Source organism: Spirosoma arcticum (genome assembly GCF_054779955.1).
This window is the reverse complement of record NZ_BAAGXG010000028.1, coordinates 1-16700: the sequence shown is the minus strand read 5'-3', so window position 1 is coordinate 16700 and position 16700 is coordinate 1. Positions and strand designations below refer to the sequence as shown.

Below are 16700 nucleotides of genomic sequence, written 5' to 3'. Positions count from 1 at the left end.
GCCCATCCCCCACTCGGCACACCCTCTAATTACCCTATTTTGCGGTTTTTAGGCCCTTTTGCCGCTATCGGGCTGTCACGAACGTCACGTGCTGTTAGTTGGCATGAGGTGCTGTTAGCTGGCATCACATGCTGTCAGTTGCCGTCGTCTGGCGTTGGTGACGCTTAATTACTCCAACTAGCCGCTGTTTGCCACTCTTTACGGCTTCGTTAGGGTAGACTCAGGCCAGGCGGACAATGCGGGCTTAAAGCCGTGACAGTGGTCAAGTGACGGTACCACGGCTAAGTGGGGAGCCGACAACCTGAGGGCTACTCTCCCGCCTTGAGATTGCTTTGGACCGTTCCTACCGCAGACAGGTTGGCCTTGAGTGGCGGAATGCACAAGAGAGACGCATGGCCCCACCAGGTTAGACCTCTTTCTACCCGTACGAAGGAAGGTACAGTCCAGTTGATACCCTTGCCCCGAATGGTTACCGGTCCGCTAAATCCGTACCCTGGCAGCTGACGTCCAGCGGGTGAGCGCGGTGCCCGCTGGTGCGTTTAAGACTCAAGTCCATTTCACTTATATAATAAGACGAAGGCTGGGGCTAACCCTGGGCACCTGATTCAAAAATGCCCTTCACAACTCCCCATACTTTTTTCACCAACCTGTCCTCGAGCGATTCTCTATCCCACTTATTCTCGTTGTTCCATCCGGCCTAAACCCGATCCCTACCCAAATGCCACCTCATTAATCGGCCCCGGGATGGACTGGTGCGCTTAGGTGCGTTAAACCGTGGGCTTAGCGCCGGATGTAGTTGTCGGGCAGTTGCTGGTTGCGGATCACCTTCCAGCGGTAGCCTTCGATCTCACCGGGGGGTATGACCCCGGCGATGATAAAGGGTTTGAGATAGTCGTCGAGCTCCATGCGGTCTTGGAAGCATTTGGTCTCCGATAAGGCCCGGGTCCCCGCCCCTGCATAGTAGGTAGCCAAGGGCAGGCTCCCCCGCTGGGGGGTAATCGTCGGTGGGCTGTTAGTGGGGGACAGGGCTACCGGGGGTGAGTAAGCGGCAGGATTGCCAGTAGGGGGCGTGAAGAGACCCTGCACGTAGGTATCCGGTTTGGGTTTATAGAGGCCCTCCAGGTAGGCCATCAGCCAGGGCAGCTGGCTGGCGTAGTGGCTGGGCTCGGCCCGGCTGTGGTGCAGGGTAAAGACCCAGATCGAGTCGCGGTCATCATCGGAGCGGTTGTTGTAAAATTCGATGCAGGCCCCCGCCTGCAGGTAGGCTTTGGGGCTGGCCAGCAGTCGGCGGATGATGTCCTGCAAGAGGACTACTTTGTCGTCCTTCTCGCGGCCGCCCCGGGGCCGGCTGTAGCCGATGAGGGTGGTTTTTCGGGTGTCGGCGAAGCGGATAACGTGGGTGTAGGTGGCGCCTTGTCGGACGAATTTACCAAAGTTATCTTTGTAGGCTGACTGAGCGGGTGGTGTTTGGCCAGCCTGTTGGGCGTGAGCGGCAAGGGGCTGAGCCAACTGACCGAAAGAGGGGGTACTGTGGGGTTTGGACATAACTGGTTAACGGAGAACGTTTTTTGTATCAATGAATCGCTTTTGGTTTGGCCTCCCACCTGTACAAGTATACATGAGTACAATGGACAAGGGTAAACATTGGAACATAGGGTAAAGAATAGTCACTTTATGAGCCAACAGTACAGGGGTCGGGGCTAAAAAATGCCTGCTTTAGGGCAGGGTCACAAGAGTACTGTTCTCCTGCTGAGCAGGTCGGCAGTGAGTACACGGTTAAGAGCCCCTTTGGAGTGATCGGTTCGTGGGAGGCCAGGAGGTTATGGCGGGTTTCTTTAAGGGGGTGCCTGTTGGTGGTAGAGCCAGTGCATATTGGTTTGTGGTAGAGCCGAGTTTGTTGGACGAGTCTTAGCAAAGGCCATTTCGTCGAGGGGCGGCTCAAATTCTAAGCAAACATGGCGGGTTGCTTTGGGGTGTCGTAGTGAGTTTTATCGTGTGGCCCAATTATACTCCGATTCGGCTTTCCGGTAGTCGGTTACGGACGAATGGTACCGGTATAGAAGCCCCATTCCGAGTGTTGCAATTGATACCCGGATTAAAACGAATAGCTCTACAAGTAGCAGTTCGAACTGATTACACATCCTATTTGGGACCAAATCCCACACAACAACGTAAACTATTTACTCAGCTTATACAACTGGCTAGCAGTACGAAGACCAGAAAAGAGCCGTACTTGTGAGAGATTAGTTTACCTGTGTGTTGACGGCGGAGCTAACAATGGACGGAAGCGAGTCATTAAGGCTCACCATATCGTTAGTTTGTCTACTTTGATCCGTGAGAATGCGGTTACCTATCTGGAAGAGGCCATTGGCTATGCTATGCTCTGGGATGTAAATAATGGCCGGACCTTGTGTTATTCCTGCCACGTAAAAACAGACAGTTTTCCGGTTAACTTTCGTATCAAAGAAGGGTTCGAAAGTAGGAAATCTAAATTAGAGCTTACTGGACCGGAGGATCAGCTGATTAGGGCCATAAACCTTAAAAATGACATATTTCATATCCATTTAGAGACTATGCTCTTCCGTTGGATGTGAGGTTTATCCCGTTATTCTATAAATGTTGCCAATTTGGCAACATTATTCTTAAAATACGTCTAAACACGCTTCAAGCGTTTCGCTTCATTCGAAAGCGCAATGAGTTTATCACAGGTCGTTGCAAATTTTGAGGAATTTGGGCTCAACTCAGCGGCTATCTTGACGATTTTGTTTACTACATCCTGTAATTTTTTGTTATCAAGCGCTGGCGGCTTGGGCTTAGCGGAAACAGGCGCTTTATTAAGTGCCAACAGTTCTGGCAGCGTAAGTGGGGACGTATTACTCTCATTATTTTTTCCAATAGCGCGAATCAATTCTTTCGATACCTTCTGTTTCCCCTTCAATACATCTTGCTTTAAATCGGGACTGAGCTTATCAATCCCTTCTGAGAATTCCCGGTCCCGATGAATGGTTCGTGGGGAAACATTAAACTCTTTCGCAAGACGGTCCTGTGTTCGCTGCGCTAATGAGTGTTCACCTTCTTCTTGCGCAGAGGAATCTCCATCGACAATGGGTCGACCAGTGGCCTGGCGCTCATTTCGATATTTAAGTCCCCGTAGGTAGGATGTCTGCTCGGGGGTTAAGTTACGACGGCCTAACTGGTTATCGATCATAAAGTCTCGTACAGCCTGGAGACTGGAAAACTCGCGGAGTATGACCTTAAAATCGATATTATTTTTTTGGCAGATGGCATAGCGGTTATGGCCATCCACCAATACATTCAGTGGAGAATCGTTACTGGATTCGTCAACTGTTCCTTGAGTGGTTTGCCATATCAACAACGATTCCCGGCACCCGTCTTTTTGAATGTTCGTTTCTAATTGCTCGTATTCAGCCGTTTGCAGTGAGGGAATAAAGGATTTCAGCTCGGGTAAAACCGTAATGTTGGCTTTGACTTCATCCAACATACTTTGCATTAAATTAGCCGTGTTTCTGTGTAGCACAGGCGGGGTTCCTGTAGCCGTTGCAAATTTTTTCATAGTGTAGAAAGGGGGATTAAACGAGGTGGTTAGTGAATACTTCATCGGCCAGAGATTGATAATCCGTTGCCCCCGTTGAATTGGGCTTGTAATCAAAAATGGTCTTGCCTACGTACTGGGATTCAGCAATGGCTACGTTTTGCCGAATCTCGGTTTTAAAGAATGGTTGCCCTTTTAAATCATCCCGAACCTTACCCATCAATTCACGGTGGAGTACTAACTGGGGGTTAACCTGCGCCATTACAATGCCTTCAACTTTTAATTTTGGGTTGAATGACTCCCTTATATCTTGGATGAGTTCTAATAGGTTGTACATGCCTTTTACGGCGGAGGCTTCCGGCTCCAAAATGACTAATGCAGCCGAAGAAGCCACCAGAGCTGAATAAGTAAATATGTTTAAGGAGGGTGGGCAGTCGATGAGGATGTAATCGTATTTTACCAGTAACGGCGCTAAGGCGTTGCGAAACCGCAAAACCCCGCTGGGCGTTTTTATCAGTTCCGCTTCGGCTCTGGCTAATTCTAGATCGCTTGGTACCACGTGATAACCCGCTGACAAGGAGACGACCGGCAGGGTACTACCTTGCGTAAGCGCTTGCAATAATTGTTGTTCAGGATTATGAATACCCAGGCTCTGGGAAAGATTGCCTTGAGAATCCATGTCTATTAAAAGAACTGACTGCTGACGATTTACTAGTCCTTTGCCCAGATTGATGGTTGTCGTCGTTTTGCCGACCCCTCCTTTATGGTTTACGACTGATAAGACTATAGCCTGTCGGTTACGGAAGTCGTCAATACCGTACTGAAGTAGGATTGGCTCTAATGCTTTTAAGTGGGATTCGGTTAGTTTTCGCTGACCATTCATGGCTTTCGTTAACGTGCCCGTAGGCAAGCCCGATTCTTTGGTTAGTCCGGAGTGCGACAGGGTGGACTTCTTTTTTAGAAAGGCGTATACCTCCTCGTGCGTGAGCATAGCAGTCGGGTTAAGATTTGCCTTAAATTTATACCCAAACTTATAATATTAACTAAAATAAGTATAAATTTTTACCAATTGGGGTGGGAAATAGTACAAAACTCTATAGAAAGCCGTAATTGGCTAGTGTAAATAGGTTTTAAAGGCTAAGCTGATTTTCTATTTGTTTTATATAACTAATTAGATGTCAGCTACTTATTGACTAACTCCGTACAAAATAGTAGTACTGGTAGTACCTCATAATTGAAAATGCAGGTGAAAGCGTTTTTTACGCAAAGTAAATATCCTGTATAACCCTCTGATTTATAATAGTTTATACACTAACCCCGTACAAAATAGTAGTCACGGTAGGCTCAATAGTGATTGAGTTTTGATTTTTTCCTTTTCCAGTTGTACTTTTTCTGGTTTTCCATAGAATGTTTTTATTATTAGCTTTAAAAGCTGAACTTATCAAACTATTTGTGATTAATTTTATTTTTATTATTTTGCTTATTTTAACTTAGATGTATCTTATTGATTATAAGTGGCTTGCAAAGGCTCTCTCCGTACAAAATAGTCGTTAGCACCGTACAAAATAGTCGTCAGCACCGTACAAAATAGTCGTAACATTTTGGGCTAACTCCGTACAAAATAGTAGTGAGTTCCTAAGATATCCGTACAAAATAGTAGTCAATTCCGTACATGTTATTTTTTCTGTTAGGTTTACCTCAGAAAGTGTGGATAACTATGAAGAAAAGGATTCCTGCCAACCAGCTATCTATTTTAGGAAAAGTTGATAATGCGGTGCGGATGCTCTTTCAAGCGAATGCGCTAACGGTTGCTAATTACGAAATGAGCGCCTTGCAGAAGAATATTTTTTACATGGTTCAATCGCAATTAGGGGCTGATGATGCACCCAACAAAGAGTACATTATTCGCATCAAGGACCTGGTGGATGTTACCAACGTGGTTAACCCGTATGCTAATCTACGACTGGCCACCAAGACAATGATGCAAAAGATCTTGGAAATACCCATTGACGGCAACTTATTACAGGTAGCTCCTTTCTCATCTGTATTCTACAATACCGATGAGGGGACGATTGCCATCTGCATTGACCCCAAGCTTCGTCCGTTTTTATTTAACTTGGAAAACCGCTTTACGACCTATGGCTTTTACGAAGCCTTACTCGTATCCGGCAAGTATACCAAACGATTGTACGAAATGCTATCTCAGTGGAAGAACCTGGGTATAATGAAAGTGTCGATTCAGGATTTAAAAACGCGTTTACGGTTAATTCGCAATGATGAAGAGACCGGACAAGACACTGAACAATATCCCGATTGGGACAATTTTAAGCGGCGGGTATTGGATCCAGCAGTGAAAGAAATTAATTCTAAAACCGACATTGAGGTCACTTACTACCCAAAACGAGAAAGCCGTAAAACAACGGGTCTAATTTGGACCATTAAAGTTAAGAAACCCGAGCTTCAGCTTCCCCCGCCTTCTGAATTGCACCAAAGGCTTATTGAAAAATTTGGATTGCGAGCGGATCAGGCTCAGTACGTGATTAATAATTACGATTCAGTATATATCATGAGGAAATTGTACGAAATAGAGATTAAGAATACATCCCGCAAAATTCTCAATATGGGTGCTTATACCGCGAAAGTATTCGGGGTAATATAACATGCACGGAGTAGAGACCACAACTAATAAGGGTGGGGGAGGAGCAAACTTGCTATGACCACGGCCTAAACCTCGTTTTTATATCTCACAAACCTCACTATTATCGATCAAACCTTGTATTTGCACCGCCCAAATTTAGTATCTAATCCTATATGAGGTCCCTTAAACCTCCTTTTTGTGTATTTTTAGCTTGCAAATTTCTGAAAGACAACTAGTAACAAGGTCTCATAAATCAGACAAGTGTGATAACTACATCAAAGTGTTGCTTTTGGAAAGGGGAAGAAAAGAAACAGAATAGAGAAACCAGTTATTTACTTTATTAGTAAATAACTGGTTTCTTTGTATTATGGAACCGCAACCCCGTAAGAAACCCCTCAAACGAGAGGAGGAGGCACCCCTTGACGCCCTGCGCTTAGTGCTCAACCAGCAGGCAGTTCTGCTCAACCCCATAGACAATCAAGTCAGTGCTCTGCCTGTGGATAAAGAGCTCGAGTACTATTTCGTACCCATGCAGTATATGCAACAATACCAGGCCTACTACCGGCCCGGTAAACCCTTTAAGAATCTTAAGCTCATCAACTTCGATAAACCTGCTATTTCGCTTTCCTTCTTCTTCAAACATAAATACTCCATTGAGCGCAACGCAATGCAGGTCGATGTGGTGCTGCACCTGAAGAATTACCGCGACGAACTCTTGAATAAGTCGCTCATGCAGCAGCTTAGCCCCACTCAGCAGCAGCAACTCCAGCAGGCTGATCAACTCCTGCGGGCTGTTCGTCAAGACCCTGCTGCTTACCAAGCTTGCTTTTCCAATTACTATCACTACTACCGCTATTGGTACTGCACCTACCGCTTCTTTGACGATCAGGAGAAAACCAAAGCCACCACCAGCAGTGAGCACCTGCTTAAACACACCGAACGTATTCCGGGGCAGGTCCATGAGCGACTCAACATCATCTTTATCGATCCCCACTACATCAACCGGCCCGTACCCCACGATCACAAGCTCATCGACCGCGAACTCGATACCTTTCCCATCCACATCAGGCAGGGCATAACTACCTTGTACCTGCGCAAAGTTTGACCAAAACTGCTGGCCAAGGTACCGGCTTAGTTTAAGCCTGAGTGATGACAGTAGCCAGAAAGGATATGATGGGATAATAAGAGAAGAAAGCATGAGTTGATAAGGGGCCGAATTTGTAATTACGCGGCCAAAGCCGTAGTTTAACCCCGTTCATTTCTGGCCACCCGCACACCTGGCTATGAAAAATGTCCCTAGCTGGGCTTGATCTCCAGCCTATCGACTTAGAAAGGGTAAAATCGTTGATATTCCTTTTTATCAATCCGCCCGACGCGCAATACTCGTAAGCACGCCTTAAATCACACCAACGGGCGCTTCCATTCACAGTAGACTCTACACTGGTTAAAACCCATTGAAATAGCAAGACGACCTACTTGCCCTAACTCAATCAATAACCTGCTTAAACCACACCACGATGAAAACTGGTTTGCTGCTTTTGAGCCTGTCTCTGCTGGTAACAGCTTTTGGTAGGCTGACACCATCCTACCGCTCCATTACTGAAACTGAACCAACCAACCCGATAGCCGTTTGTGGAGTCAGTGCAGAAGGTCGTATCAATCCGATGACCAACGGAAAGTTTATGGTGGCCCTACCCGGTTGGGGCAAGTACTCTTTTAAGATTTCTACCCGCATTGACAGTGCTCAGTTTTACTTTGATCAGGGCCTGACCATGTATTACAGTTACCACATAAAAGAAGCGATAGCTTCCTTTAAAGAGGTGGCACGCCTGGATACCACCTGCCCGATGGCTTGGTGGGGGCAGGCTTTAGCGGGAGGGCCCTATTACAATGCAGCGCACCTGTATACCGTTTCGCCCGACATGGCTGGGGTACTGGTCCGGATGAACGAACTGCTGAGATACGCCAGCCCGAAAGAAAAGAGACTCATCCAGGTGATGAATACCCGGTATGCAGCGGATCCCACTGATTCTGAACGCCAAAAACTCAATCAGGCGTATGCTTCAGCAACCCGGCAACTAATCGCCGAATTTGACGAGCCCGACATTAAAATGTTCTATGTGGACGCCATCATGCTGATCCACGCCTGGGATTTCTGGAATAGCGATGGTACCCCCAAAGCCTGGACTCCGGAAGTAACAAAGCTCACCCAAGCCGTCCTTAAAAAATATCCTTATCATCCGGCCGCCCTGCATTATCAAATTCATCTAACGGAGGCCTCGAAGCATCCGGAAATAGCGCTGGCCAATGCCGATAAACTCAAAACAGGGCTACCCGGCGTCGCCCATATGGTCCATATGGCAAGTCATGAATACCAGCGAAATGGTCTTTTCGACCAGGGGGTTCTGGTCAACGACCAAGCCGATAAAAATCTGTTAACGTATGATTCACTGGCCGCTCATCTAGGTTTGGTGAAACATTCACCTCATTATTTTGCGGTGCAGACCTATTGCGCCCTGACCGGAGGCATGTATGAAGCTGGCCTGAAGGATGCCCTTCGCTGCCGCCGGTCGGTGTCTCCGGTAGCCGAGAACGCTTATGATCAATATCTGTACATGCTGCCCTCGCTGACGTTGGTCAGGCTAGGTAAATGGGAAGAGATTTTAGCGACGCCCCCCCCCCGTCAAGAGTGGGCGTATGCTACCGTGCTGGATCATTTCGCCCGAGGTATGGCGCTTATGGGTACGGGAAAAATTACTGAAGCCCAAAAACAAATGCGATTGCTGGAGGAGCGATTGACGGATCCGATCCTAGCAAAGCGACGCGTTCCGTTTAATGCTGCGCTTCCCGTGGCCCGCATTGCCTATCATATTCTGGACGCATCAATCCTTTTTGCTGATGAGAAAGTTGAGCAGGCCGTGACTAGCCTTCATCAGGCGATTCGTATTGAAGATCAACTGATCTACACCGAGCCCAGTGACTGGCCTTTACCCAGCCGGCAGTTTTTAGGGGCCTATTTGCTTAGGATGCAAAAGGCGAAGGCAGCCGAATCCGTATACCGTCAGGATCTAGTTCATCACCCCAGAAATGGCTGGTCTTTAGTGGGTCTTTACCAAGCCCTTAAAATGCAGGGTAAAAGTGCTGAACTGCCCAGGATTGAGGTTGGCTACCGATTCGCCTTCTCTAAGGCCGAGCATATTCCATCGTCTTCTATTTACTAATTTAGGGTCTCTGCACAGAATCGTACCGGTCCGCCGGCGCGGGGCTGCGGCCGAGCCTCGCCCGGTTGGCTGGATGACTCCTGCTACCTGCATAACAATCTCCATGAATAGCACTTTTCCAGGCCATGTATCACCCCGAAATAGCTTGACAGATTTAGGACTCATTTTGGGTAACGGACATGGCTTCCTGATGTTGTACTTTTTCGGTATTCCGGGGCGCGGGCTTTCGCCACCTTTTGGCTAACTCGCCCTGCATCAGGTGAGCCTGCTCAGGGGTGTGGTAGTCGCAACTCCCATGCGGCCGCAGTCGATTGTAATGCTCAATAGCACACCTGATTGCTTCCTGAGCTTTGGTAGGGGTTGTTATTCCAACGGAGCGGATTTACACATTAATCAACTAAAATAGTAGTTAGTGAGTAATTTGAAAGCTCGCTTAGACTGAGGAGACCGGGCGGGTTTGCTTTTCATCGTTCGGGTCAATTCAGCCTACCGAGCTAATGCGTACCGAACGGAACATCCAGCTCGCGTTATCATTCTTGGTATTGGTTTGATCAATGGAGGCCCCCAAGGTGCCGGTGAATCCCGGAATTCCAGGAATGAAGACAGCAATGATTTGCTGCTTGGTCAGGGTGATATCTTGAAAGGTAGCCAACGGATACTGGAACACCCGGAATTTGTAGGGGATCGCCTCATTAACGAGCGAAACGTTGAATTCGACCAGGTGCGCCTTGCCAGGCTTGATCTGCTTGAACTCAACCTGCACCGAGGGGTTACCTCCAGTGGGGTAGGCTGAACTAAACAGGGCGAGGTTATTGCTGGCTGCTGTTTCAGTAAGTAACATAATGGCCGAGAAGAATGACAGATTATTCTGCTGGATTCGGGGTACACCGGGCGTAAGTGTGAGTGGAAAGATAGTCAGGTCTTTGGGTTCTACTTTAAAATACTTGGCTCGTTGTGTGAGGGTCAGGTCACGCGTTTTGCGCTGAAAGTGGGCCTCGGTCAGGTCCATCTCCTTTATAAGTTCGATCCTTCTTTGTTGGATGTTCATTGGGAAGGTGTTGCGGGGTTAATTTAATATCTGCAAAAGTACGAAGCGGCACTTTGGAGCTTTTTACCGCTCGCTCAATGACTAATTCGTACTGTTGCAAGCTTAATTGTTCGGTATTTACTCTGTGTGACTGTAATTGGCTGATCCTTTCAGCCGTTTATAGCGGATCTAAACTCAAGGGGTACAAACCAAGAACGACTGTCAATGGTCTGAACTACGGTCATAACATTTTCACAACGACCGTTGTGATAACGTTATGAACACCTTATTTTGCCTATCTTCGCCCGTGGAACATCAACAATTAATCAGTACGGGTTGGTTGAGGATGTAAATACCCTATACTTCGATCTCCTTTCCAACGCCTATACACACCATGTAGAATAATTATGAAGTACGTGCCTTACTACCGGGTCTCCACGGCCGGTCAGGGGAAGAGTGGATTGGGCCTCTCGGCTCAGCGCGAGATCGTCCATCGGTTCCTCAAAGCCGACGATGAGTTGTTGGCTGAATTCATTGAAGTCGAGTCGGGCAAGAAAGCCAACCGACCCCAGCTCACGGCCGCCATCGCCTGGGCCAAGCAGCACCACGCCCGGCTGCTGATCGCCAAGCTCGACCGGCTGAGTCGCAACGTGTCGTTTATCTTTTCGCTGCGCAACTCGGAGGTCGACTTTGTGGCCTGCGACATCCCGGATGCCAATACCCTGACCGTAGGCATCATGGCCGTGCTGGCTCAGCACGAACGGGAACTGATTGGCCAGCGCACCAAAGCAGCTCTGGCGGCCAAGAAAGCTCAGGGCTTCCAATTGGGCATGCCCAACATCACACCCGCTATTACGGCCTTGGGCTTACAGGTGCGTAAGCAGAATGCGCTGACCAATCAGGCCAACCGGCAAGCAGCTGAACTGATTCGCTTGTACCGCAAGGAGGGTTTGACCTATCAGGCTATTGCCCAGCAGCTCAATGAGATGGGCTACCGGACCCGGCGGGGCAAGGCGTTTCTGGCTATGAGCGTGCAACGACTCGATGGGAGGTTTACCTAAGTTAACCGAGCATAATTAATGCACATAATTAGCACTAAAAATAGGTGTTGTTTTGATGCTAATTATGCACGTTATTTGAGCACTGATTCAGGTGTAAGATTCAGCACTATTTATGATCTACGTGTTGGGAGGTATTAAAGGAGGATCAGGCCGCAGCACCATCAGCGAACACCTGACCGTCTGGCTGGCCCGGCAGGGCGCTGACGTCCTTTTGATCGATGCCGATGAACAGGGTACGGTCAGTGACTTTACGGCCTGGCGGGAACATACGCTCGATGGACAAGTCGGTTACACCCTGGTTCAGTTGGTTGGAGCCAATCTGCGCAAGCAGGTGGAAACCATGAAGCCTAAGTACGACCACATGGTCATTGATACCGGTGGTCGGGATACGACCAGTCAGCGTGCGGCCCTTATTGTCGCAGATATAGCGCTAATTCCCATCCAGCCCCGCAGCCACGACGTCTGGACGCTGGCCAAACTGGTGGAATTGCTGGGCGAAATTCAGGTCAGCCGAATCAACCCCTTGACGGTTTATTCATTCCTCAACCGGGCCGACATTACCTCGGCGGACAATCGCCAAACGGCCGAAGCCTTGCGGGATATGCCGGATCTGGGTTTTGTGGCCCACGACATCAAGAACCGAAAAGCATATCCCAACGCAGGAGCCAAGGGGCTGACCGTATTTGAGATGGATCCATCTGATCTAAAAGCCGTCACGGAGATTAACGCCCTATTTAACCAATTTACTCATGGCCGTTTCCCTATCACCTCCCAAACGTAAAGCGCCCTCGGAGGCCCAGATTGAGGCCGTCATTAACAAAGGCGGCAAGCCAACGGTCGAGGCCGAAGCCGAGCCAACGGTGAAGCATTTCAATATCCGTCTGACGGGCGATATCCTCACCCAGATTGACGGGCTCCGGGCCAAGCGTCCCCGTAAGCCCGGTTCGCCCAAGTTAGGCGTGTCAACCCATGACTGGATTGTGGAGGCCGTTTTAGAAAAGCTGAAACGGGATAGTAAGTAGCGCTTTGTGAGCTGAATTTTTAACGACAAATAGCACTAAAAACACACCTAAAACCAGTGCTAAAAAACTAGTTTAATTTACCTTACATGCAGGTTGTAAATTCCACGCAGATTTCGGACTACTCTACACTTAATCTAACAAGAAATTCATTAAATCAGACGTTTTTATTGCAAGTCCGCTAGGGCTTGACCACCTTTAGTACAACAAACGCGTCGGGTGTACTGACCCGCAATAAGTAAACACCCGCGGTTTTCCTTAAAGGAAAGGATTGGTGTTCAATCCCAGAAGCTTGCCTAATGTGGCGACTCAGAACGGGGGTACCGGCTGCCGTTACCAAGTCTAAGTGAACGGGTTGATGGTCAGCTCCCCGAATCTCAAGATTAACCTGATCACTTTGCACTGGATTGCCCAGAATAGTGACTTGTAGCGTGTTCTTTGTCGCTTCAGCAGCTAAGCGAGCACCCAATGTCGGTTGGCTACCATACACCAACGCCCCTTTGTAGTAGACGGTAACGTGGTCGTTCTCCGCCAGGGGATTGCTGCCGTTCTGGTAAGAATAGTCGTTGCTTTGATTAAAATTACTCCAATCCTGCTTGGTAATCCGGTATTGAATGTTACCTGTGCTGCTTAAGGGATAAAACTGACCTAAATTGCTGAAGCCCAATTCTATGTATGTATCGGCGTTGGCTAAGGGCGGGTTAACCCTGACGAACTTAACCTTCACATTATTGCTGCCCAACACGGCGTAGCCTACTTGAGCGTTCAGCGGCTGATCACTATCCGCTGTAAAGTAGTAGCGCACCGTTATATCCTCATAGGCCACTGCCACATTGCCCTCGTTGCGCAGTTGAAGGTAGGTACTAATGGAATTGGCCGTGGTACTGCTCTTGTTCTCGGTGTATACCTTCAGGTTTTGCACGGGAGTCAGCACCGCTGGTTCGGCACCCCAGATCAGTGTTCCATTGCGGTAGGCCGTGATGCGATTATTTCTGATGTAACTGCTACTATTGGCATAGGAATAGTCATCACCCTCATTGACCACCGTCCAGTCCTGCTTGCGAATGCCGTTCTGACTCTGGATAGGCCCGGAGTTGCTGTTTCCCGCTAAATTACCTGCCGAGCCGTCAAAACTATACTCGATGTAGCCGAAAGCGCCCTGACGGGGCTGGTCTGTAGCTACATACTTCATCCTGACTTTGTCGGTACCCAACTGTGCGTAGGAAGCCACGAGGTTGGTGAGGGGGGCAAACTGCTCCACCGTCAGCCAGTAGCGGAGAGTAATTTCGTAGTACGGGATGGACGAGCTGCCTTCGTTTTGAAGTTGCAGAGAAGGCTTGATGGTGTTATTGTTGGGCTGGTTGTAGTCGGCATTCTGGTGTAGGACGCTCAGCGTCGTCGTGGGAAGTCCTCCCTGTACGATGACCGTTGCCGAAGCGGGAGCACTGATGCAACTATACCCGTTAAGCTGACAGGTCGCCTGATACACCACTGTACCAACAGCCGAGGTGGGCACGGCAATGGGCGTGGAACTACCAGCCGTGTTGCCGGAGCCGGTCCAGGCCAGAGTACCCCCGTTGCAGCCTCCAATCACCAAGTTGACCGTACCGCTATTTTGGCTGACCGTGACGCTGGGCTGACCGCCGGGGTACGCTTGCCCGCTTTGGGTGAGCAGGCTGGGGGGCGCGGGCCGGGGATTGACGGTTACCCGCACGTCTTCAACGGCATAACAACTGCCGCTGCCGCTTAACTGGTAGCGGATGAAGTACGTAGTGGAACTGGTCGGGCTGACGGTTGACGAAGGCAGCCGATTCCGGGCAGTCTGAGCGTCGGTTAGGGTAGCATAATAGCTCAGGGTGCCCCCAGCCAGCGTTTGGCCACTGACGGTGGTGGCTAAATTGATGTTCTGCCCAGAGCAGATGGCGGCAGGATCAGTAGCAATGAAGGTGGGGGGGGGTTGGTTGAAGAGCACTGTCACGCTATTCTCGCCATAATTCGCCGTGATTAAGTCCAGTCGTTGGTTGCCGTCGATATCGGCAACGACCACCGAGTTAGGCCCTCCGCCAACACCATGGTCGGTGCGGTCGAACCCACCGTTGTCATTGCCCCGCAGTACCGTGACGGTATTGAGGAAAACGTTGGTTGTTATTAAGTCGACCCGTCCATCGCCCGTCACATCCCCCACCGCAACGGAGGTAGGGGATGTATCCACCTCATAGGTAGTGGAGTCAAATCCCCCGGCGGTGTTGCCTCGCAACACCGTTACGCTATTAATAGAAATGTTGACTAGGATCAGGTCGAGCCGCCCATCGCCGTTTACGTCACCCACCTTGACAAAGTTAGCATACTCCGCTATCGGATAGGTAATTAGGTCAAAACCTGAGCTGGCATTACCCCGCAACACGGTAAGCGTATTATTAGAGAAACTGGCCGTTATTAGATCCGGTCGCCCATCGTTATTCACATCGCCCACCGCAACTGACCCGGGTCCACCCGCTACTGCGTAATCAACACGATCAAATCCTCCTCCCGCCTTACCCCGTAGCACCGTCACGTTGTTACTGGTAATGTTGGCCGTTATCAGGTCCAGCCGTCCATCTCTATTTACATCGCTTATTGCCACTGAGTAAGGTGCAGTGCCCACGCTATAGTCAGTGCGGTTGCCGGTTTCAACGCGGTCGAAACTCGCGCTTGAGTTGCCTCGTAGCAACGTGACGGTGTTGCTCTCGGCATTAGCGGTCACCAAGTCAATAAACCCATCGCCATTGACATCACCTGCCGCAACCGAGATAGGTCCGTTACCCGTCCCGTAGCTATTAGCAATCTGGAAGCCCCCGGACCCGCTATAATAATTCCGTAGCACCGTCACTTGGTGATTAAAATAGTCGGCCGTTATCACGTCTGGTCGCCCATCGTTATCCACATCGCCCACTGCAATGGCCCGAGGGCCATTATGCGATCCGTAGAATACCTCCCTGCGCTGGAAACACTGACCGAAAGCGGTGCTGCTCACCAGTAGAAATAGCCCTGTCAGGTAGCCCCAGGTTAGGCAGATTTGCCTCACGGCAACCAATGAAAAATGCACGGAGAGCAATGGAGCCGCAACCCGGCTACCGATTTGTACAATTGGTTTCATGAAGCGTTAGGAATTGAGGGGTTGAATGAGAAAGATTAACTAGAGATTTCGTTGCGAGACAGAATGGCATCAGGCCAGTTATAGGGTCAAGCAGCTAAATTAAACCGGGTGTTACGATCAGACAGGCTCAGCAACGTCCATAAATCAAGCTTACTTCGAGTTTGATCGAGCATAGGAAGGCGTACCAGGAGACCCAAGGATGCTGATCCAATCCGCATGCTGACCAGTAATCTAGTTGACTCCACCACTGGTCTAGTATGAATTTCGAGTTTTTAAATGGAAAAGTAAACTTGGGCTGTACCCTAACTGCTTTGCTGCGCCATATATTTACTTATACAGCGTTAATTTATTAAACAGATTATTAATTTAAAAATACGATTACAAAAAGGTAGCAGAATTAATTATACCGTAACATGCTTTCAGGTGCTTTCGTCGGCACACTTTATAGGATTAAAGAGCCGCATCCAGTTTCTTCTGATGCAGCTTTTCAATCAACTGATTATTTCAATTCAGTCAGTTGAAAGGAGAATAAAAAGCTTGTTTCACTCTCCATTCACATCCTAGCTGGACCCGGCCGCAATCGGAGGTTTTGGTGGACGATTTTCAGCGGTAGTTGATGGTAACACAACCCATTCATTGACAGCAAAATATCGAGTCCAATAAATAGCACGATCTACCTTTTTATTGGACGAAAACGGCCGGTTGAGTAGGCGGGAAGCCTGAACGGATATAACCAGGTAGATGGCGTAAAGAATACGCGACGTAACCAGTACCAGAGACCTGACGAGGGATAATCGAGCTATTTTTTGCCTGAGGGAAACGGAGCAGTACTGTAGGCCAAAAATCCCTACTTAAGCTCCTAAGCCGAATCCTTCGCCCAGGAGCTTAAGTAGGGATTTAATGGCAAGCAAGTTGCCGTTTTCACGACGGCAAATAATACTTTCTACCTTAAGTAATCAAGCAGAATTAAGTTTGATATTAGTTTGAGTATTTTTCATGATGAGTTTTGTGAAATTGATGGTGTACGTTGAACCATACTCTTTAA

12 protein-coding genes are annotated in these 16700 nt (G+C 48.8%); 6 read left to right on the top strand and 6 right to left on the bottom strand.

Going from position 1 to position 16700, the window contains the following annotated elements; genetic code table 11:
* Nucleotides 1-780 precede the first annotated feature (780 nt).
* From ACYVHB_RS30985 to ACYVHB_RS30975, 3 genes are all read right to left on the bottom strand, one after another.
* Nucleotides 781-1545: a hypothetical protein gene (locus ACYVHB_RS30985; RefSeq protein WP_461055916.1), complete on the bottom strand. Its 765-nt coding sequence runs from the start codon at nucleotides 1543-1545 to the stop codon at nucleotides 781-783.
* A 1108-nt stretch (nucleotides 1546-2653) separates the two neighbouring features.
* Nucleotides 2654-3574, bottom strand: coding sequence for a hypothetical protein (locus ACYVHB_RS30980; RefSeq protein WP_461055915.1), 921 nt, complete (start codon nucleotides 3572-3574; stop codon nucleotides 2654-2656).
* A 16-nt stretch (nucleotides 3575-3590) separates the two neighbouring features.
* Nucleotides 3591-4544 carry a ParA family protein gene (locus ACYVHB_RS30975; protein ID WP_461055914.1) on the bottom strand — a complete coding sequence of 318 codons (954 nt, stop codon included), beginning with the start codon at nucleotides 4542-4544 and terminating at the stop codon, nucleotides 3591-3593.
* Between the two features lie 726 nt (nucleotides 4545-5270).
* Between ACYVHB_RS30975 and ACYVHB_RS30970 the strand changes: the two genes are divergently transcribed.
* From ACYVHB_RS30970 to ACYVHB_RS30960, 3 genes are all read left to right on the top strand, one after another.
* Nucleotides 5271-6212, top strand: a complete 942-nt coding sequence (locus ACYVHB_RS30970) for a replication initiation protein (protein WP_461055913.1) — start codon at nucleotides 5271-5273, stop codon at nucleotides 6210-6212.
* 346 nt (nucleotides 6213-6558) lie between these two features.
* Nucleotides 6559-7296: a hypothetical protein gene (locus ACYVHB_RS30965; RefSeq protein ID WP_461055912.1), complete on the top strand. Its 738-nt coding sequence runs from the start codon at nucleotides 6559-6561 to the stop codon at nucleotides 7294-7296.
* Between the two features lie 412 nt (nucleotides 7297-7708).
* Nucleotides 7709-9412, top strand: coding sequence for a tetratricopeptide repeat protein (locus ACYVHB_RS30960; RefSeq protein WP_461055911.1), 1704 nt, complete (start codon nucleotides 7709-7711; stop codon nucleotides 9410-9412).
* Nucleotides 9413-9566: 154 nt separating this feature from the next.
* On the opposite strand, the gene ACYVHB_RS30955 is transcribed toward ACYVHB_RS30960, so the two are convergent.
* Together ACYVHB_RS30955 and ACYVHB_RS30950 are read right to left on the bottom strand one after the other, a co-directional pair.
* Nucleotides 9567-9779, bottom strand: a complete 213-nt coding sequence (locus ACYVHB_RS30955; RefSeq protein WP_461055950.1) for an integrase core domain-containing protein — start codon at nucleotides 9777-9779, stop codon at nucleotides 9567-9569.
* A gap of 114 nt (nucleotides 9780-9893) precedes the next feature.
* Nucleotides 9894-10460 (bottom strand): hypothetical protein, encoded by a 567-nt coding sequence (locus ACYVHB_RS30950; RefSeq protein WP_461055910.1) that lies wholly within the window; start codon nucleotides 10458-10460, stop codon nucleotides 9894-9896.
* Nucleotides 10461-10846: 386 nt separating this feature from the next.
* Here ACYVHB_RS30950 and ACYVHB_RS30945 point away from each other — a divergent pair, with 386 nt between their 5' ends.
* The 3 genes from ACYVHB_RS30945 to ACYVHB_RS30935 all read left to right on the top strand — a co-directional run bounded on the left by ACYVHB_RS30945 (nucleotide 10847) and on the right by ACYVHB_RS30935 (nucleotide 12522).
* Nucleotides 10847-11500: a recombinase family protein gene (locus tag ACYVHB_RS30945; RefSeq protein WP_461055909.1), complete on the top strand. Its 654-nt coding sequence runs from the start codon at nucleotides 10847-10849 to the stop codon at nucleotides 11498-11500.
* Nucleotides 11501-11612: 112 nt separating this feature from the next.
* Nucleotides 11613-12281: an AAA family ATPase gene (locus tag ACYVHB_RS30940; RefSeq protein WP_461055908.1), complete on the top strand. Its 669-nt coding sequence runs from the start codon at nucleotides 11613-11615 to the stop codon at nucleotides 12279-12281.
* Nucleotides 12250-12522, top strand: coding sequence for a hypothetical protein (locus ACYVHB_RS30935; protein WP_461055907.1), 273 nt, complete (start codon nucleotides 12250-12252; stop codon nucleotides 12520-12522). The genes ACYVHB_RS30940 and ACYVHB_RS30935 overlap by 32 nt, the downstream gene beginning before the upstream one ends.
* A gap of 178 nt (nucleotides 12523-12700) precedes the next feature.
* On the opposite strand, the gene ACYVHB_RS30930 is transcribed toward ACYVHB_RS30935, so the two are convergent.
* Nucleotides 12701-15655, bottom strand: coding sequence for an FG-GAP-like repeat-containing protein (locus ACYVHB_RS30930; protein WP_461055906.1), 2955 nt, complete (start codon nucleotides 15653-15655; stop codon nucleotides 12701-12703).
* Nucleotides 15656-16700 lie beyond the last annotated feature (1045 nt).